The following is a 14,141-nucleotide window of genomic DNA, read 5'->3' on the forward strand; positions in this document are numbered from 1 at the left end:
TTTACTTTATGTTCATTATTTTTTCTAATAAGGTTTCTTTTTTAAATGGCTTAGCAACGTAGTCATCCATACCTGATTCATAACATTTTGAAATATCTTGATCAAGTACACTGGCCGTAAGTGCGATAATAGGCGTCTTTTTTCTGTTTTCTACCTTCTCCACTTGGCGTATTTCTTTTGTTGCGGCAAAACCATCCTTAACCGGCATCATACAATCCATTAAAATTAAATGGTAAGTTTCACTCTCTGTAAATTTATCTACGGCTTCCTGTCCGTTGTTTGCTATATCAAAGGTATAGCCTGATTTACTGAGAAATAGAGAGGCAACTTTTTGGTTAACAAGATTATCTTCTACAATAAGAATGTGCTCCTTAGTTTGATTAGGAATCTCTTGGTCGTGAACGATTGTATTCTCTGGATAATGTTTCTTTATATCTCCCGAAATAGGAGATGTACTTGACAGGTTATCAGAATGAAAAATCAGAGAGTTGGTCAATGTTTTATTAAATCGGTAGCCCAATAAAGGATAAGTTATTAAACCATCAATTATGGATTCAAAATTCGTAGCTCTGTTTTTGTGTTTTTGAATTAAAACGACAGATATGTCTGGATGTTGATGACGGAGGTTTAAGAGATCATTTTTACACTCCATATTCATATAATCATCAATACAATACAAAAGAATAGGCTTTTCATTTGCTAAAAGTGTTATTTCATCAAGGGTATTAATAGAGATAAAATTAGATAAACTTTGATAATGCAACTCTTTAACAATATTGTCTTTAAATTCACAATTATTACCCATTAAAATAATAGGTGTGGTTAATAGCTCAGTTGCTGGTAGGCTATTTTCATGTACGATTGTGGTCTCTATACTAAACGAAAAACAACTGCCGTGATTCTTTTCTGAGCTGATAGATAAAGTGCCCCCCATCAACTCAATAAGTTGAGAAGTAATGGCTAAACCAAGCCCTGTACCACCATATTCTCGTGTAATAGAGCTGTCTTCTTGGGTAAAGGGTTTAAAGATATATTGTTGAGCCTGTTTATCAATACCAATACCAGAGTCAGAGACGGAGAGGTGAATGTATCCTTTATCTCTTGAAGTCGGCTCAAACCTTGCTGTTATTGTTACATGTCCTGTGTGAGTGAATTTAATCGCATTTGAGGTTAAATTCATTAATATTTGTCTAATACGGTGATCATCTAGCAGTAAATGAACAGGAAGGTCAGGTGATAAATTAATATTCAGGTCAAGATTTTTTTCTGTAGCTTTAGAGATACCGATAGAAATAGTATCAAAAATAACTTCCCGTAAATTAGTACTGTGTGTATGAAGAATTAGACTCCCTGCTTCAATTTTAGAAATGTCTAAAATGTCATTAATTAAAATTAAAAGTGTTTGAGATGATGTTTCTACGGTATTTAGGTAGTCATGCTGAATTGGTGAAAGCTTTGTTTCAGATAGTATTCCTGACATGCCAATAATGCCGTTGAGAGGCGTTCTTATTTCGTGGGACATATTCGCCAGAAAAGTGCTTTTAGCTAAATTTGCTCTTTGGGCCTCGTTTTTTGAATTAATCAAGTTTTCTTCATTTGAGGCTCTTTCTGAGATAAGAGTATTAATGTTTTGAGAAAATAGAGCTAACTCATCATCTCCTTCTACATTAATTTGGATGCTATAGTCATGGTTTTTTTCAATAAGTTTCATGGAATTTGTAATGGTGTTTAGGTTCGTAATTATTCGTCTAGAAAGTGAAATGCCAAAATATGAAATAAACATAAGAGATAGAACTAAGCCGGTGATAAAGGTAAAAATGGTCGTGTTAATTTTCTCTATATGAGCATTAATCTCTTTTTTTAGTTCGCTAGTAATTACAGTCGTTACTGATTGAATTAGAAGTAATCGATGGTTAAGAGCTTGTCTTCCAGTGTTTTTTTCTTCAATAGAGTAGTCTTTTGCTCTGTTTTTTATTACGGCATTACGAAATTGAATACTTAGTGCAAAACTATCATTACTAAAGGTCTTGAGTAGAAGTTCAATATTTTCTTGACTAGCATTCATGGTAATAAACTGTTCTATAAACAATTCCTGTCGATAAAACAAGGAATTCAATTCATCATGGTATTCCTCATTATGTATATTAAGGTCAAGGTTAATATACCAGTTCTCTTTAATTGCCCAGTAGTTTAGCCATTGTAGCTGGGAGACGATTTTTTCCTTTCTATTGAGAAGATCTGATGATGTTTTTAGGCGCTCTTTATTTTCTATAATATTGATATTTTCTAAAGTATCGGTGATCCAATCAGACCACTCCTCAACATCGACTGCGGTGTAATTAACAATTTCTGAATTAACGTTTGAGAGTTTTTGTATTGCCTCATATAACTGTGGCGAATTTTTTTTGTCGATGTGCTTAACTAGTTCATTTATTGCATTTACTGACGCCGATTTATCAATGTCATTGTGAATTGAATATAATGAATTCAAACGAAGGAAGTGCATCGCTGTAATGTAATTGGAAAGTTTTTCATTAAAAATCAGATGTTTACTCAATGATTTTAACGATTTTAACTCCTGTCGTTGAGAAGATATTTCTTTTATCGAAAGCATAGACAGAAGCATAAAAGGAAGAATGACAAGTATCAGCATTCTTGATTTTACGGAAAGGTGATTCATTAGTTTCATTAAACAATCCTTGTAAAAAGTCATCATTATTGACCTATATGTAAAGCATAGGATATTTAGTCAATAAAAGTAGTTAATATGAATTAAAGTTCATTTTTCATATACCCTTACAAAAATAATCCTCAAAAAGTAATTTTTTATATAAAACAAATACATATTATAAATGCCTGTTCGTGTCAATATAATGACGTCTTATTATTTGGAATGCTAGCGATATTCTTGTGATGAATATCACAAAGTATGCGAGTGATTTATTAAGTTAATAGGTTTGTATTGTGTGATTCAAACCTTTATACCATAGTGTATTTATACCGCTGAATATACAGTCGGAAATTTATAATTAGTTTGCTAGATAAAAGGAATTATTATGGCTTCTGTAAAAATAAATGATAAAAGTGATAGTTATGTAGGTGGGGACCTATATTCTAAATATTTAAAAGAAATAAATAAATATCAACTTCTTAGTGCCTCTGAAGAGTTGGTTTATAGTCGAAAATACCATGCTGGCGATATATCATCTCGTAATGTGTTAATTGAATCTAACTTAAGGCTTGTTGTTAAAATAGCAAATAAGTATCGAGGAAGAAATCAAACTGATTTATCACCGCTAGATATCATCGAAGAAGGTAACTTAGGGTTAATAAAAGCAATTGATAAATTTGATCCAGATCTTGGCTATCGATTTTCAACTTATGCTGTTTGGTGGATAAAAGAAGCAATTGAAAGTGCTTTATTTAACCATTCGAGAACAGTGCGCCTTCCAGTTCATATCACAAAAGAGTTGAATACGTACTTGCGAGCATCTCGTGAGTTATCAAAATCTCTTAAAAAAGAACCTTCCATTAGTGATATTTCAAAACATTGCGGTGTTGACTCTATAAAAGTAAATAAAATCATGAGGTTATCTTCTGGTGGTTTTATGGGGTATTCTGCATCTTCAGATGATACCCTTCCACAACTTATTGACTCATGTGTTAATAAAAAAGAAAATAATCCTGATAATTTATTATCAAAACTTAACCTTGAAGATAACCTATCATCATGGTTGAATTTACTTCAAGGCAGAGAAAAACAAATAATTATTAATCGTTTTGGGTTATTTGATAGTGATATCAAAACGTTAGAACAATTAGGTAAAGAGCTTCAACTTTCTAAAGAGAGAGTGAGACAAATACAGTCAGAGACACTAATAAAATTAAATTCAATTTTTATAAAAAATAAATTACATCATGATGTTGTATTAAATTCATAGCGATAAGTTTATTTACTTAAATTGGAGAGTAACTGTATGGATATGAAAATAATCTTTTTTCTATTATTAATATTTTATACGGTGATATTTTTATACTCCTTTAGGTTTATATTATCCTCTGGAAGTTATAAAACCATGAAGAAAAAAATATTGTCTATTTCCATATTTTTTCTGTATTTATTTTCTATTAAAAGTGCTTATTTAGCATATTCTATTAATGAAGAGTCAAATGTATTAAATTTTATTTTATTGACAGCATTAGCTCAAATATTATTCATTGTTTTATGGTGTGTAAATAATTTGAGTAATTACTTTATATCGCCCGGTAAAGAAAGAAATAATGAAAAAGTTGGTTTATTTAACTTTAGCAGACGTTGTAATTATAATAAGATTATTGATGATAAGATAAAATTAGGTATTCCATTTAGTGTTATTAAACTAAAAATTAATAATCATAAAAAGCTCATAGATGCTTCTTCAAGTAAAACCTTTGGGAAATTAGTGTCTTACTCTGTGTTAGTGTTAAAAAAATCATTGAGTAACAATCATATAGAGTTGTTTTGTGAGGGGCCAGAAATGGTTTTGGTCAGTTACTCTACTGACCAAAATGAAATTAAAAAGCTTGCAGATACGATATATGAGTTGGTGACAACTCCGATCTTGATGGAAGATAAGCATTACCTTCTTCAACCGATTATGGGCTGTGTGATTTTTTCAGAAGAGATAAAAACAACGAGTGAGATCATAAAGAGGGTTGACATTGCTTGCTATAAAGCTAAAAAATTAGGTATTCCGATTGATTTTTACCGCAGTACTTATACAAAATCAATTCATGAAGAAGTGGAGATACTTAATAAACTAATTTACGCCATCCCTAATAATGAGTTTGAGCTTTTCTATCAACCAATTGTAAATAGCATTGATAAATCTGTTCATGGTTATGAGGCTTTGATACGTTGGCCTCAAAAGGATGGAAGTATGATCCCTCCTGATAAGTTTATTTGTATTGCTGAGGAGAATAATTACATAAAAAGAATTACTCAATGGGTCGTAAATCAAGTAGCTTGTGACCTTGCTCAGTTTAAGAGGGAAGGTTTACATCCACAAGTTCATATTAATATTTCAGCGTTAGATTTACATGATGATGATCTGTACAAGCAGCTGTTTGAGTTAGTGACTAGTAATAAGTTGATACCATCTGATGTGATACTAGAGGTGACAGAGAGTGCATTAATGTCAGATATTGATATTGCCTATTTGATGTTATCAAAGCTATCTGAGTTAGGCTTCTATATTAGTATTGATGACTTTGGTACGGGTTTTTCTTCGTTATCTCTACTTAGAGTACTTTCATTTAATCAAATTAAGATAGATCAATCATTTATTCGTAATATGGCTATTGGTAATAGTGATTATGCGATTGTCGCCTCAACTATTTATCTTGCACATAGTCTTGGGTGTAATGTAGTTGCTGAAGGTGTTGAAAGTGAAGACTTATATTGTGAACTAAAAGAGTTAGGTTGCGATTATATTCAAGGATACGTAATTAGTAAGCCCCAAAATTTTGTTGAAATTGTTCATTGGTCTTTAAAGCAAATAGAAAGAGAAAAATTAGTTGCGATTGCTTAGAGCGCACTGATTTTTTCTTGCTAGAATCGATTATAATCAAGAATGATCCATTTTTTAATTAGATACACTAGCTATGTATGAAATGAATCTTAAAAAAATGCAGGAAACAGGTATGAATGGTGTGTGTTTCCTGCGTAAAAATAGATTATTGTAGTAGTACTGGTAGAAACTAAATCAATTAGCTAAGTGCTCTTCCATCTGTTTTTGTATTTGATCTAAACCCTCAATTACTTTATTTATAATGGATTGTTCTGGCTTGGTATTTGCTCTGGTCGCAGCTTCAACAGCTTTAATAGCTGGTAATGTATCTACTTCACATAAGTTACCTAGAGCACCAGAAAGGGTATGAACAGTATGAAATAAGCCTGATAGGTCTTCTGTTTTATATTGTTCTAAAAGAGTCTGACTGGTTGTTGAGTTTTCTGAAAGATAGAGCTCAAACAATTGCTCTGTGATCTCTTTATCCCCATCAAATATTTCTTCTAACATCTCTATGTTTATCATAATATTTACCTACTCTTTCAATATATCTATTTAATATAGAATATAAGCTATTATTATCCAAGGTAATATTGATATTTAAGAGTATTTGCTTTGGACTTTTAGTTAAATTTTCCCTATCTTTCTCTACTGAGTATTAGTTAGGGTGTATTGACATTTGTAAGTGTAGATAAAAAGGCAGAATGTGTATGATGGTAGAACAGAAGGTGTTAATCGTTGAAGATGAACCAATTAGTCGTCGAATTTTACAACATCATTTAAAACCATTGACGACCGTTTTGGCGAGTAATGGGGTTGAGGCTTTGCGGTTGATTAAGTCTGAGAGTATTGATCTGATTTTACTTGATATTCATATGCCTGTAATGGGGGGGTTTGAGGTTATTGAACATCTTAAAAGTAATGATAAAACCAAAAATATACCTATTATAGTTATTACAATAAATCACTCAGAAGCAGACGAAATCCGAGCTCTAGATCTAGGAGCTGTAGATTTTATTACAAAACCATTTAACTCTGTCATTTTACAAAAAAGAGTACGTAATCAATTAAGGTTAAAGCTTAAATCTGATTTACTAGAAAAATACGCTTCACTCGATGGATTAACAAATCTTTTAAACCGTCGTATGTTTGATTCTGATTTAGATAATAAGTGGTCAGAATCTCAAAGATGTGGGGTTAATCTAGGGATCATTATTTTCGATATTGACCACTTTAAAAACTATAATGATCATTATGGCCACTCAGCTGGTGATGAAGTATTGATTCAGGTGGCAAAAGCATTAATGAGAGTTTTACATAGAAAAACAGATCGAGTGTATAGATACGGTGGTGAAGAATTTACTTTAATTCAATTTGATACGGATTTTGATCAGTTGAATCAAACCGCTGAACTATTGCGAAAATGTATTTATGATTTAAACATTACTCATGATTACTCTTCGTATGGAAAAGTGACAATCAGTATAGGGGCTGCGTTAATGAACAATACAGAGGAAAACAATGAAAGTACCTTATTGGAGATGGCAGATGAGCAGCTCTATAAAGCAAAAGATAAAGGTCGAAACCGTATTGAGTCTGTAAAAGTTTAATTTTGTTGATTATTTAAGCGTTAAAGATAAAATTTAATCAGTTAGTTTTATATTTAGGCAAGTGAACATTTATTTTCAAAAAAGACTTGCACCTGATCTCATTTTCTCTATAATGCGCGACATCACTTGATGAGGCAGATGCTTCAGAAGAGTCCCGTGGAGGGATGGCTGAGTGGTCGAAAGCACCGGTCTTGAAAACCGGCAACCGTTAATAGCGGTTCTAGGGTTCAAATCCCTATCCCTCCACCACATTAATTATTGAGCTGATTGAGCTTAATGATAAAAAGATAAAGTGTGCCGACTTAGCTCAGTAGGTAGAGCAACTGACTTGTAATCAGTAGGTCACCAGTTCGACTCCGGTAGTCGGCACCATCTTTTCTCTTTATGAGATGCAACACCTGTTCCCTTTTAGTTCAGTTGGTAGAACGCCGGACTGTTAATCCGTATGTCGCTGGTTCAAGTCCAGCAAAGGGAGCCACCTTTAAGAACGCCGCTTGATAGCAATATCAAGCGGCGTTTTTGTATTTTCAGATTATGAAATAATAATTATTTATTTCAAATATTTTTAGGTGTTTGTCTTATCAGTTGTTGTTTCTATCGTTATGGAATGTGCTTTAATTTATTTCGTCACTTTACAACACTAGAGAGTCCAATACTGCATTAGTAGTTAGTTGTGTTGGTATAAAAAAGCCTCTCACTAATATTATTAGTGAGAGGCTTTTTTGGAATGACGTCTGTATTGTCCTAAAACGTACTTTTTAGTTTTTTCTTACTTCGACTAACTTATCTGTTTCTAGTTTTTCTTTTAACCATAAACCAGATGTTTTCATCGCGTAAGCAAATACAACACCTAAAATTAGAGATGGAATAACCAACTGCCAGTTACCGTTTGAAGCAAAAGTCGCACAAGATCCGATAAATGTACCGGGAATAAAGCTTAGCCATGATTTTTTTGCCTGAGCACACATAAAAAAAGCAACAACGGCAGTAATAACATAGCCGATAATTTCTAGGCTTACCATTGATGATAATTTAATTATCACCATCGCCCAGAACACTCCACTTAAATTAGTCGCAATACTTAGTCCTATACCTTTTATTCCATCGGTTGGTGAAGCAAAGTAAGTGGTGCAGCCAAGAAAACCAGCCCAGCTTAATAGGCCTAAACTAACAGCCACCCAACCCCAAAGACCAGAAAGAATACCTGTCGTAATGGCAATCGCAATTAATGTACTCATGGTTAACCTATTCATTTATTATTTTCTAATAGGCAATAATAATGAGTTTAAAAAAAATTTTAGTGACTAATGTCTCTCTAATAGATTCAGGTTACATCCTTCTCTTTCAAAATTGAGAGGGGTATCGATTGCAATTAATTTCCGTGAAAATATAAATATACTGGGTATTATGACGTCTATTTTCATATATTTGTAAAACTTTATTTCATTGCGAATTAAGTGCTTTATTAGCTAAATCTTTTAAAGTCACTCGTGGTTATTTGTATCTTTAGTTGTGGTCTTGGTTCTAATTGTGCGGTGCGTCGCATAATTATTTCCTTATTATTAAAAATTAAATAAGATGATGTGCGGTTATATGTTGATGTGATTCTCATTATTTTAATTTATACCGTGAAATATAGAATTATTTGTGATTCAAAGCATAAATTGCATTTATCTTAATTTGTAAAACTAAAAAACTTTTGTATTGTAATTCCAGATTTGAAATTTAATTACTTTATCTTTTAGGAATGGAATCATGTTGAAAAGAACGCTTCTTTCTACAATTATTATGGCGAGTTTAGCGGCTTGCTCTTCTACTTCTTCTGAGCAATCAACAGTTAACCAACTGGCTGAAAACCTAGATGTTAACTACACAGTGATTACTAACCAAGGTGCTGATGATGGCCTTGCATGTAAAGAACTTCAAGCTGAATGGGCATCATGTAACAAAGTAAACATGACTGTGACTAATACAGGTGAAGCGGTTGATTCAAAAGACTGGACAATCTACTTCCACAGCATTCGTTTAATTCTAGATGTAGAGAACGACCAATTTAAAATTACTCGTGTGACGGGTGATTTACACAAACTTGAACCAACAGATAAATTTGATGGTTTTGCTGCTGGTGAAGAAGTAGTTATTCCATTGGTTGCTGAATATTGGCAGTTATTTGAAACTGATTTCATGCCGGGCGCATTCGTAACAGCACCAGGTGCAGAAGCTCGTAATATTATTTCTTTAGATACTGAAGACACTGGTGAATACGTAGATGAGATCATCGGCAATCAACTAAAACGTACTCTTGCAGATAATAACGTAACAGCAACAGCTAATACGCGTTTTGAGAAGAATGCAGATGTAGCTGAAGTTGATGCGTCTTCTCATATTATCCCAACACCTTTAAAAACAACGCTAACTAATAAAGCCGTTGATTTAGCAAAAGGTATTTCAATTACAGCTAACGGTATTGATGCAGACCAACTTGCAGCATTAAATCAACGTGCTGAACTTCTAGGCCTAGAAACAGCGGGTGAATACCCAGTATCAGTTTCTGTAGATAAGAAGCAATTCAAAGATGGCGTATCTGGTGCATACAAACTAGATGTGACTGAAGGTAAAACTACGGTTGTAGCATTTGATGAAGCGGGTGCATTCTACGGCGTTCAATCTCTACTAGCTCTAGTTAGCCTAGATAGCTCAGAAATCCCAACACTAAACGTGGAAGATGCTCCTCGTTTTGAATACCGTGGTGTAATGGTTGATGTTGCTCGTAACTTCCACTCAAAAGAAGCGATTCTTGCGACAGTTGACCAAATGGCAGCCTACAAACTTAACAAACTACATCTTCACCTAACAGATGATGAAGGCTGGCGTTTAGAGATCCCTGGTCTTCCTGAGCTAACGGATATCGGTGGCAACCGTTGTTTTGATGAGTCAGAAACCTCTTGTCTACTGCCTCAACTAGGTTCAGGTGCTGATTCAGATAACTTTGGTTCTGGTTTCTTCACAACAGAAGATTACCTAGAGATCCTAACGTACGCGAAAAACCGTAACATTGAAGTGATTCCAGAAATCGATATGCCAGCTCACTCACGTGCAGCTGTAATGTCGATGGAAGCGCGTTACGCACGTCTTGCTGCTGAAGGCAAAATGGAAGAAGCGAACCAATACCGCTTGATGGATCCACAGGATGAGTCTAATGTAACAACGATTCAATTCTATAATAAGCAAAGCTTTATCAATCCATGTTTAGATTCATCTGCAACGTTTGTAGATAAAGTGATCACTGAAGTTGCAGCAATGCACAAAGCGGCGGGTGTGCCACTAACAACATGGCACTTCGGTGGTGATGAAGCGAAAAACATTAAACTTCATCCTGGTTTCCAAGATATTAATGATGAAGAAAAAATTGCATGGAAAGGGGATCTAGATTTATCTAAACAAGATTTCCCATTTGAAAAATCGCCACAGTGTCAGTCTCTGATTGCAAGCGGTGAAGTTGCAGATTTTGAGCACCTTCCAAGTCACTTTGCTGAGCAAGTTTCAAAAATTGTGGCAAAACATAACATCCCACACTTCCAAGCGTGGCAAGATGGTTTGAAGCACTCAAAAGGAGCTTCTGAATTTGCAACAGAATCTGTACGTGCAAACTTCTGGGATACTCTGTACTGGGGCGGTGGTTCGTCAGCATACGAATGGTCTGAAAAAGGCTACGACGTAGTTATCTCTAACCCAGACTACGTCTACATGGACTTTCCATATGAAGTAGATGCGAAAGAGCGCGGCTACTACTGGGCAACACGTGCGACAGATACTCGTAAGATGTTTGGTTTCGCACCAGAAAATTTACCTCAAAATGCAGAAACATCAGTAGATCGTGATGGTAATGGCTTTGAAAGTGCAGGAACGGTAGCTCCAGAGAAGCCATTCTATGGTCTGTCTGCACAACTTTGGTCTGAAACGGTACGTACTGATGAGCAATACGAGTACATGGTGTTCCCACGAGTTATCGCAGCAGCTGAGCGAGCATGGCATGAAGCGTCTTGGGAAAATGAATACAAAGTCGGTGTTAAGTACTCTCAAGATACTAATTTAGTAAATAAGAAAGCACAGCTTACTGATTGGACGAACTTTGCAAACACTATGGGTCAACGTGAATTAGCGAAGCTTGAAAGAGCGGGCATTGATTACCGTCTACCAATCCCAGGTGCAGAAATTGCAAACGGAGAGCTAAGCATGAACATTTCATTCCCAGGTGTAACGCTACAATATTCTGTAGATGGTGGTAAAACATGGGCTGCATACGACAATGCGAACAAACCAAAAGTAACAGGTGATGTTCAAATTCGTTCAGCATCATTTACTGGCGAGCGGGTTAGCCGAGTAACTAGCGTTAAGTAATTAAGCTAGAAATACATTAAAAACAGTCATTAAATAATCAAACGGCACTTCTTTTATAAGAGGTGCCGTTTTTTATTTTTTATAATTGCAAGCGATTGTTTACCAAGTGTATTTTATACCAACACGATAACGAGTTTGGCGGTTGTCGCTGTAACTGTCTTGCCTTACGTTACCAACCTCAACAAATGGACGCCATTTAGTGCCATCAGGGTTCACAAAACTATACATGATGCGGAAATTGTGTAGATAGTCATAGCTTTCGTTATCAAATTGAGGTTTTGCATCATCAGTCATTTCATTCCAAATTTGGAACTCATATTGGAAATCCCATTTACCAGTGTTATAGCCAAGCCAAGTATCTACCTCTTGAATTTTAGAGGTATAGCTTTCGCCTGCTTTATTAGTTTGTGAATAATCCCAAAGTTTCCATTTATAACGTGCTTGTACTCTAAAACCGTTATCAAAAGAGTGGTTCACACGAACATAAGGAACATAAACTAAACCGTCAGGGTTAAAGTCAAGTGATGAGCCAACTAGCCCTGTTGTATTTTCAGCAATTTTATCGTAATAGAAAATAGAGAGTTCAGAGCCATTCATGCTCATCTCATCAAACATTTGATCTTCGTCTTTATTGTTGTACCTTGCATCTAATTCAAACCCAATATTCTTCCCTGTATCTAAGAACATTTTTACTCTATCTGCATGTTTGTTATTACCATCTTTATATTCATGACGGTATTCCACAGTTGTTTTATAGTCATTTGCTAAAGCTTGAGACGCAAATACGGCTAAACCAGAAGCGATAATGATTTTGTAAGATTGTTTCATAATATTCCCTATTTATTATTAGTGTTTCACTGCTAAATCTTGAATGTGTTTTTTATATGGGGTTAATTAGGTGTAAGCATTGGCGGTATTTTTAGGTACTTCTGTTGGGCGCCAAGGATCACCTGTGTGCTCAAGCCAAGGCATTAATTCATCTTGGATAAGTTGAGTAATAAGCTTGGGTTGCTCTGCTGCTATGTTTTTCATTTGATATGGATCGGCTTGGTTATCATGAAGAACATAGGTCAGTGGTTTACCTATTTTTCTGTCAATCATAAGCGTGTATTTTTCGTTACGAATTCCGCGTCGACCGTAAGATTGTCCGCCATAAGGCATAAAGGTATAAAACTGTGAGGTTGGTTTTTCATCACCGCTTTCCCCTTTTACAGTTTTTGAAAAATCAGTCCCTTCTACTGTATCTGGGATCAAATCGTTCATTCCTATTAACCCAAAAAGTGTTGGATAGATGTCAGGAGCGGAGAATAATATGTCGTCTGAGGTCGGTTTTATTTTTCCTGGCCAACGAAACATCATTGGTATACGCATTGCTTCTTCATAATGAACATTTTTGGTTGGATTTCCATTAGAACCCATACAGCAACCATGATCTGAGAAGAACACGACTAAAGTATCTTCGGCGAGATTTAAGGTGTCGAGCTCATCGATAATACGACCAAATTGTTCATCAACGCCATTAACCATGGCCATGTATTCTTTGAAATATTCAGGACCATAACCTTCAAGATATTCCTTATCCCATATAACATTTGGGCGAGAGTTTAGTTCTTTCGAACTTTTGTTAAATCGGTCAAGATATTTTTGAGGGACTTGATCATAAGGAGAATGAGGAGGGTTCATAGACACAACAAGCGTAAAAGGTTTTGTGCTATCTCTATACTTACCATTCTCATTTCTTAGGTAGTTAATTGCGATATCAGCTTCATGCTCAGGACTCCATTGATTAATGTGAAGAGGTTTGTCTCGAGGCGTATCATTCGTCCAATACATTGGCGTTAAATGTTTATCGTAAGTCCCGTATGAATACCAAAAATCAAAACCATGGCGACGATCTGGCGCAGTCCAATCATTCCAGTAACGACCTTCCATTGGATTGTTGTAGCTAGGAACGAAAGGCGTTTCGGGAGTATCTAAATGCCATTTCCCGATATAGCCCATGCTATATCCTTCTTTGCTTAGAATATCGGACCATGTTGATTGGTTTTTTTTCAACTCAATTCCAAAGTCTTTCCCACCAAACATTCCAGGGGTTGCTGTATGGCTATTTCCTTGAATACCATTGCGATATGGGTATTGCCCTGTCATTAACATTCCTCTAAATGGAGTACATAAAGGAAAGTTTGAAACTGCTTGTTTTAATACTGAACTTTGTTTAGCAAATCTATTTAAATTAGGAGTAAGAGAAGGATCTTGGTTCATAAAACCAAGAGCTTGAGCTCTCATTTCATCAGGGAAAATAATCAGTAGATTCGGGCGCTTAACTTTTCTAGCTAGTTCGCCCATAGGATCTTGCACTGTATTTTTTTGGCAACCAGTTATTGCAGACGTTGCTGCAAGCGCTCCTGTTGCTGCGACACCTTTTAAAATGTCACGGCGAGTAATTGACATAATGTCTCCTTTCTTATTCTATTTTTTTAGGGTTACGTTATTGGTTGTTTGCTTTCGAACTGTTGCGGATCGTAAGTGATCGAAAGTTAACTTGCTGTGTTAGCGATCACAAATATTGAGAGTGGCGATG

General features: G+C 35.1%; 9 protein-coding genes and 3 tRNA genes. 7 read left to right on the plus strand and 5 right to left on the minus strand.

Annotation, left to right across the window (positions count from 1 at the left end):
* Position 1 precedes the first annotated feature (1 nt).
* The gene (locus ACU5DF_RS06070; RefSeq protein WP_446712189.1) at positions 2 to 2,689 is read right to left on the minus strand and encodes a hybrid sensor histidine kinase/response regulator; all 2,688 of its coding nucleotides are present in this window, start codon (positions 2,687 to 2,689) and stop codon (positions 2 to 4) included.
* Positions 2,690 to 3,056: 367 nt separating this feature from the next.
* Between ACU5DF_RS06070 and ACU5DF_RS06075 the strand changes: the two genes are divergently transcribed.
* Positions 3,057 to 3,941, plus strand: coding sequence for a sigma-70 family RNA polymerase sigma factor (locus tag ACU5DF_RS06075; protein WP_446712190.1), 885 nt, complete (start codon positions 3,057 to 3,059; stop codon positions 3,939 to 3,941).
* A 135-nt stretch (positions 3,942 to 4,076) separates the two neighbouring features.
* The gene (locus ACU5DF_RS06080) at positions 4,077 to 5,570 is read left to right on the plus strand and encodes a bifunctional diguanylate cyclase/phosphodiesterase (RefSeq protein WP_446712191.1); all 1,494 of its coding nucleotides are present in this window, start codon (positions 4,077 to 4,079) and stop codon (positions 5,568 to 5,570) included.
* A 174-nt stretch (positions 5,571 to 5,744) separates the two neighbouring features.
* On the opposite strand, the gene ACU5DF_RS06085 is transcribed toward ACU5DF_RS06080, so the two are convergent.
* The gene (locus ACU5DF_RS06085; protein ID WP_446712192.1) at positions 5,745 to 6,074 is read right to left on the minus strand and encodes an Hpt domain-containing protein; all 330 of its coding nucleotides are present in this window, start codon (positions 6,072 to 6,074) and stop codon (positions 5,745 to 5,747) included.
* 185 nt (positions 6,075 to 6,259) lie between these two features.
* Here ACU5DF_RS06085 and ACU5DF_RS06090 point away from each other — a divergent pair, with 185 nt between their 5' ends.
* The 4 genes from ACU5DF_RS06090 to ACU5DF_RS06105 all read left to right on the plus strand — a co-directional run bounded on the left by ACU5DF_RS06090 (position 6,260) and on the right by ACU5DF_RS06105 (position 7,637).
* A complete protein-coding gene (locus tag ACU5DF_RS06090) occupies positions 6,260 to 7,159 on the plus strand; it encodes a diguanylate cyclase (RefSeq protein ID WP_446712193.1) in 900 nt (299 codons plus the stop codon).
* Between the two features lie 158 nt (positions 7,160 to 7,317).
* Positions 7,318 to 7,408: transfer RNA gene (locus tag ACU5DF_RS06095), tRNA-Ser, on the plus strand.
* Between the two features lie 47 nt (positions 7,409 to 7,455).
* Positions 7,456 to 7,531: transfer RNA gene (locus tag ACU5DF_RS06100), tRNA-Thr, on the plus strand.
* Between the two features lie 30 nt (positions 7,532 to 7,561).
* A tRNA-Asn gene (locus ACU5DF_RS06105) sits at positions 7,562 to 7,637 on the plus strand.
* 280 nt (positions 7,638 to 7,917) lie between these two features.
* Here ACU5DF_RS06105 and ACU5DF_RS06110 read toward each other — a convergent pair.
* Positions 7,918 to 8,397: a DUF1097 domain-containing protein gene (locus tag ACU5DF_RS06110; protein WP_045104368.1), complete on the minus strand. Its 480-nt coding sequence runs from the start codon at positions 8,395 to 8,397 to the stop codon at positions 7,918 to 7,920.
* Between the two features lie 517 nt (positions 8,398 to 8,914).
* Here ACU5DF_RS06110 and ACU5DF_RS06115 point away from each other — a divergent pair.
* Complete coding sequence (locus ACU5DF_RS06115) at positions 8,915 to 11,560, plus strand: beta-N-acetylhexosaminidase (RefSeq protein WP_446712194.1); 2,646 nt, start codon at positions 8,915 to 8,917, stop codon at positions 11,558 to 11,560.
* Between the two features lie 99 nt (positions 11,561 to 11,659).
* Here the strand turns inward: ACU5DF_RS06115 and ACU5DF_RS06120 are convergent, their stop codons facing one another.
* Together ACU5DF_RS06120 and ACU5DF_RS06125 are read right to left on the minus strand one after the other, a co-directional pair.
* Complete coding sequence (locus ACU5DF_RS06120; protein WP_060993197.1) at positions 11,660 to 12,388, minus strand: oligogalacturonate-specific porin KdgM family protein; 729 nt, start codon at positions 12,386 to 12,388, stop codon at positions 11,660 to 11,662.
* Positions 12,389 to 12,454: 66 nt separating this feature from the next.
* Positions 12,455 to 14,011: a sulfatase-like hydrolase/transferase gene (locus ACU5DF_RS06125; RefSeq protein WP_446712195.1), complete on the minus strand. Its 1,557-nt coding sequence runs from the start codon at positions 14,009 to 14,011 to the stop codon at positions 12,455 to 12,457.
* Positions 14,012 to 14,141: the final 130 nt, after the last annotated feature.

It is taken from the genome of Aliivibrio wodanis, from assembly GCF_052920805.1.

Excerpts from the sequence above, each read along its gene's own strand:
- ACU5DF_RS06120 (WP_060993197.1), bottom strand. The coding sequence starts at position 12,388 with ATGAAACAATCTTACAAAATCATTATCGCTTCTGGTTTAGCCGTATTT.
- ACU5DF_RS06085 (WP_446712192.1), bottom strand. The coding sequence starts at position 6,074 with ATGATAAACATAGAGATGTTAGAAGAAATATTTGATGGGGATAAAGAG.
- ACU5DF_RS06090 (WP_446712193.1), top strand. The coding sequence starts at position 6,260 with ATGATGGTAGAACAGAAGGTGTTAATCGTTGAAGATGAACCAATTAGT.
- ACU5DF_RS06125 (WP_446712195.1), bottom strand. The coding sequence starts at position 14,011 with ATGTCAATTACTCGCCGTGACATTTTAAAAGGTGTCGCAGCAACAGGA.
- ACU5DF_RS06070 (WP_446712189.1), bottom strand. The coding sequence starts at position 2,689 with ATGAAACTAATGAATCACCTTTCCGTAAAATCAAGAATGCTGATACTT.
- ACU5DF_RS06080 (WP_446712191.1), top strand. The coding sequence starts at position 4,077 with ATGAAGAAAAAAATATTGTCTATTTCCATATTTTTTCTGTATTTATTT.
- ACU5DF_RS06110 (WP_045104368.1), bottom strand. The coding sequence starts at position 8,397 with ATGAGTACATTAATTGCGATTGCCATTACGACAGGTATTCTTTCTGGT.
- ACU5DF_RS06075 (WP_446712190.1), top strand. The coding sequence starts at position 3,057 with ATGGCTTCTGTAAAAATAAATGATAAAAGTGATAGTTATGTAGGTGGG.
- ACU5DF_RS06115 (WP_446712194.1), top strand. The coding sequence starts at position 8,915 with ATGTTGAAAAGAACGCTTCTTTCTACAATTATTATGGCGAGTTTAGCG.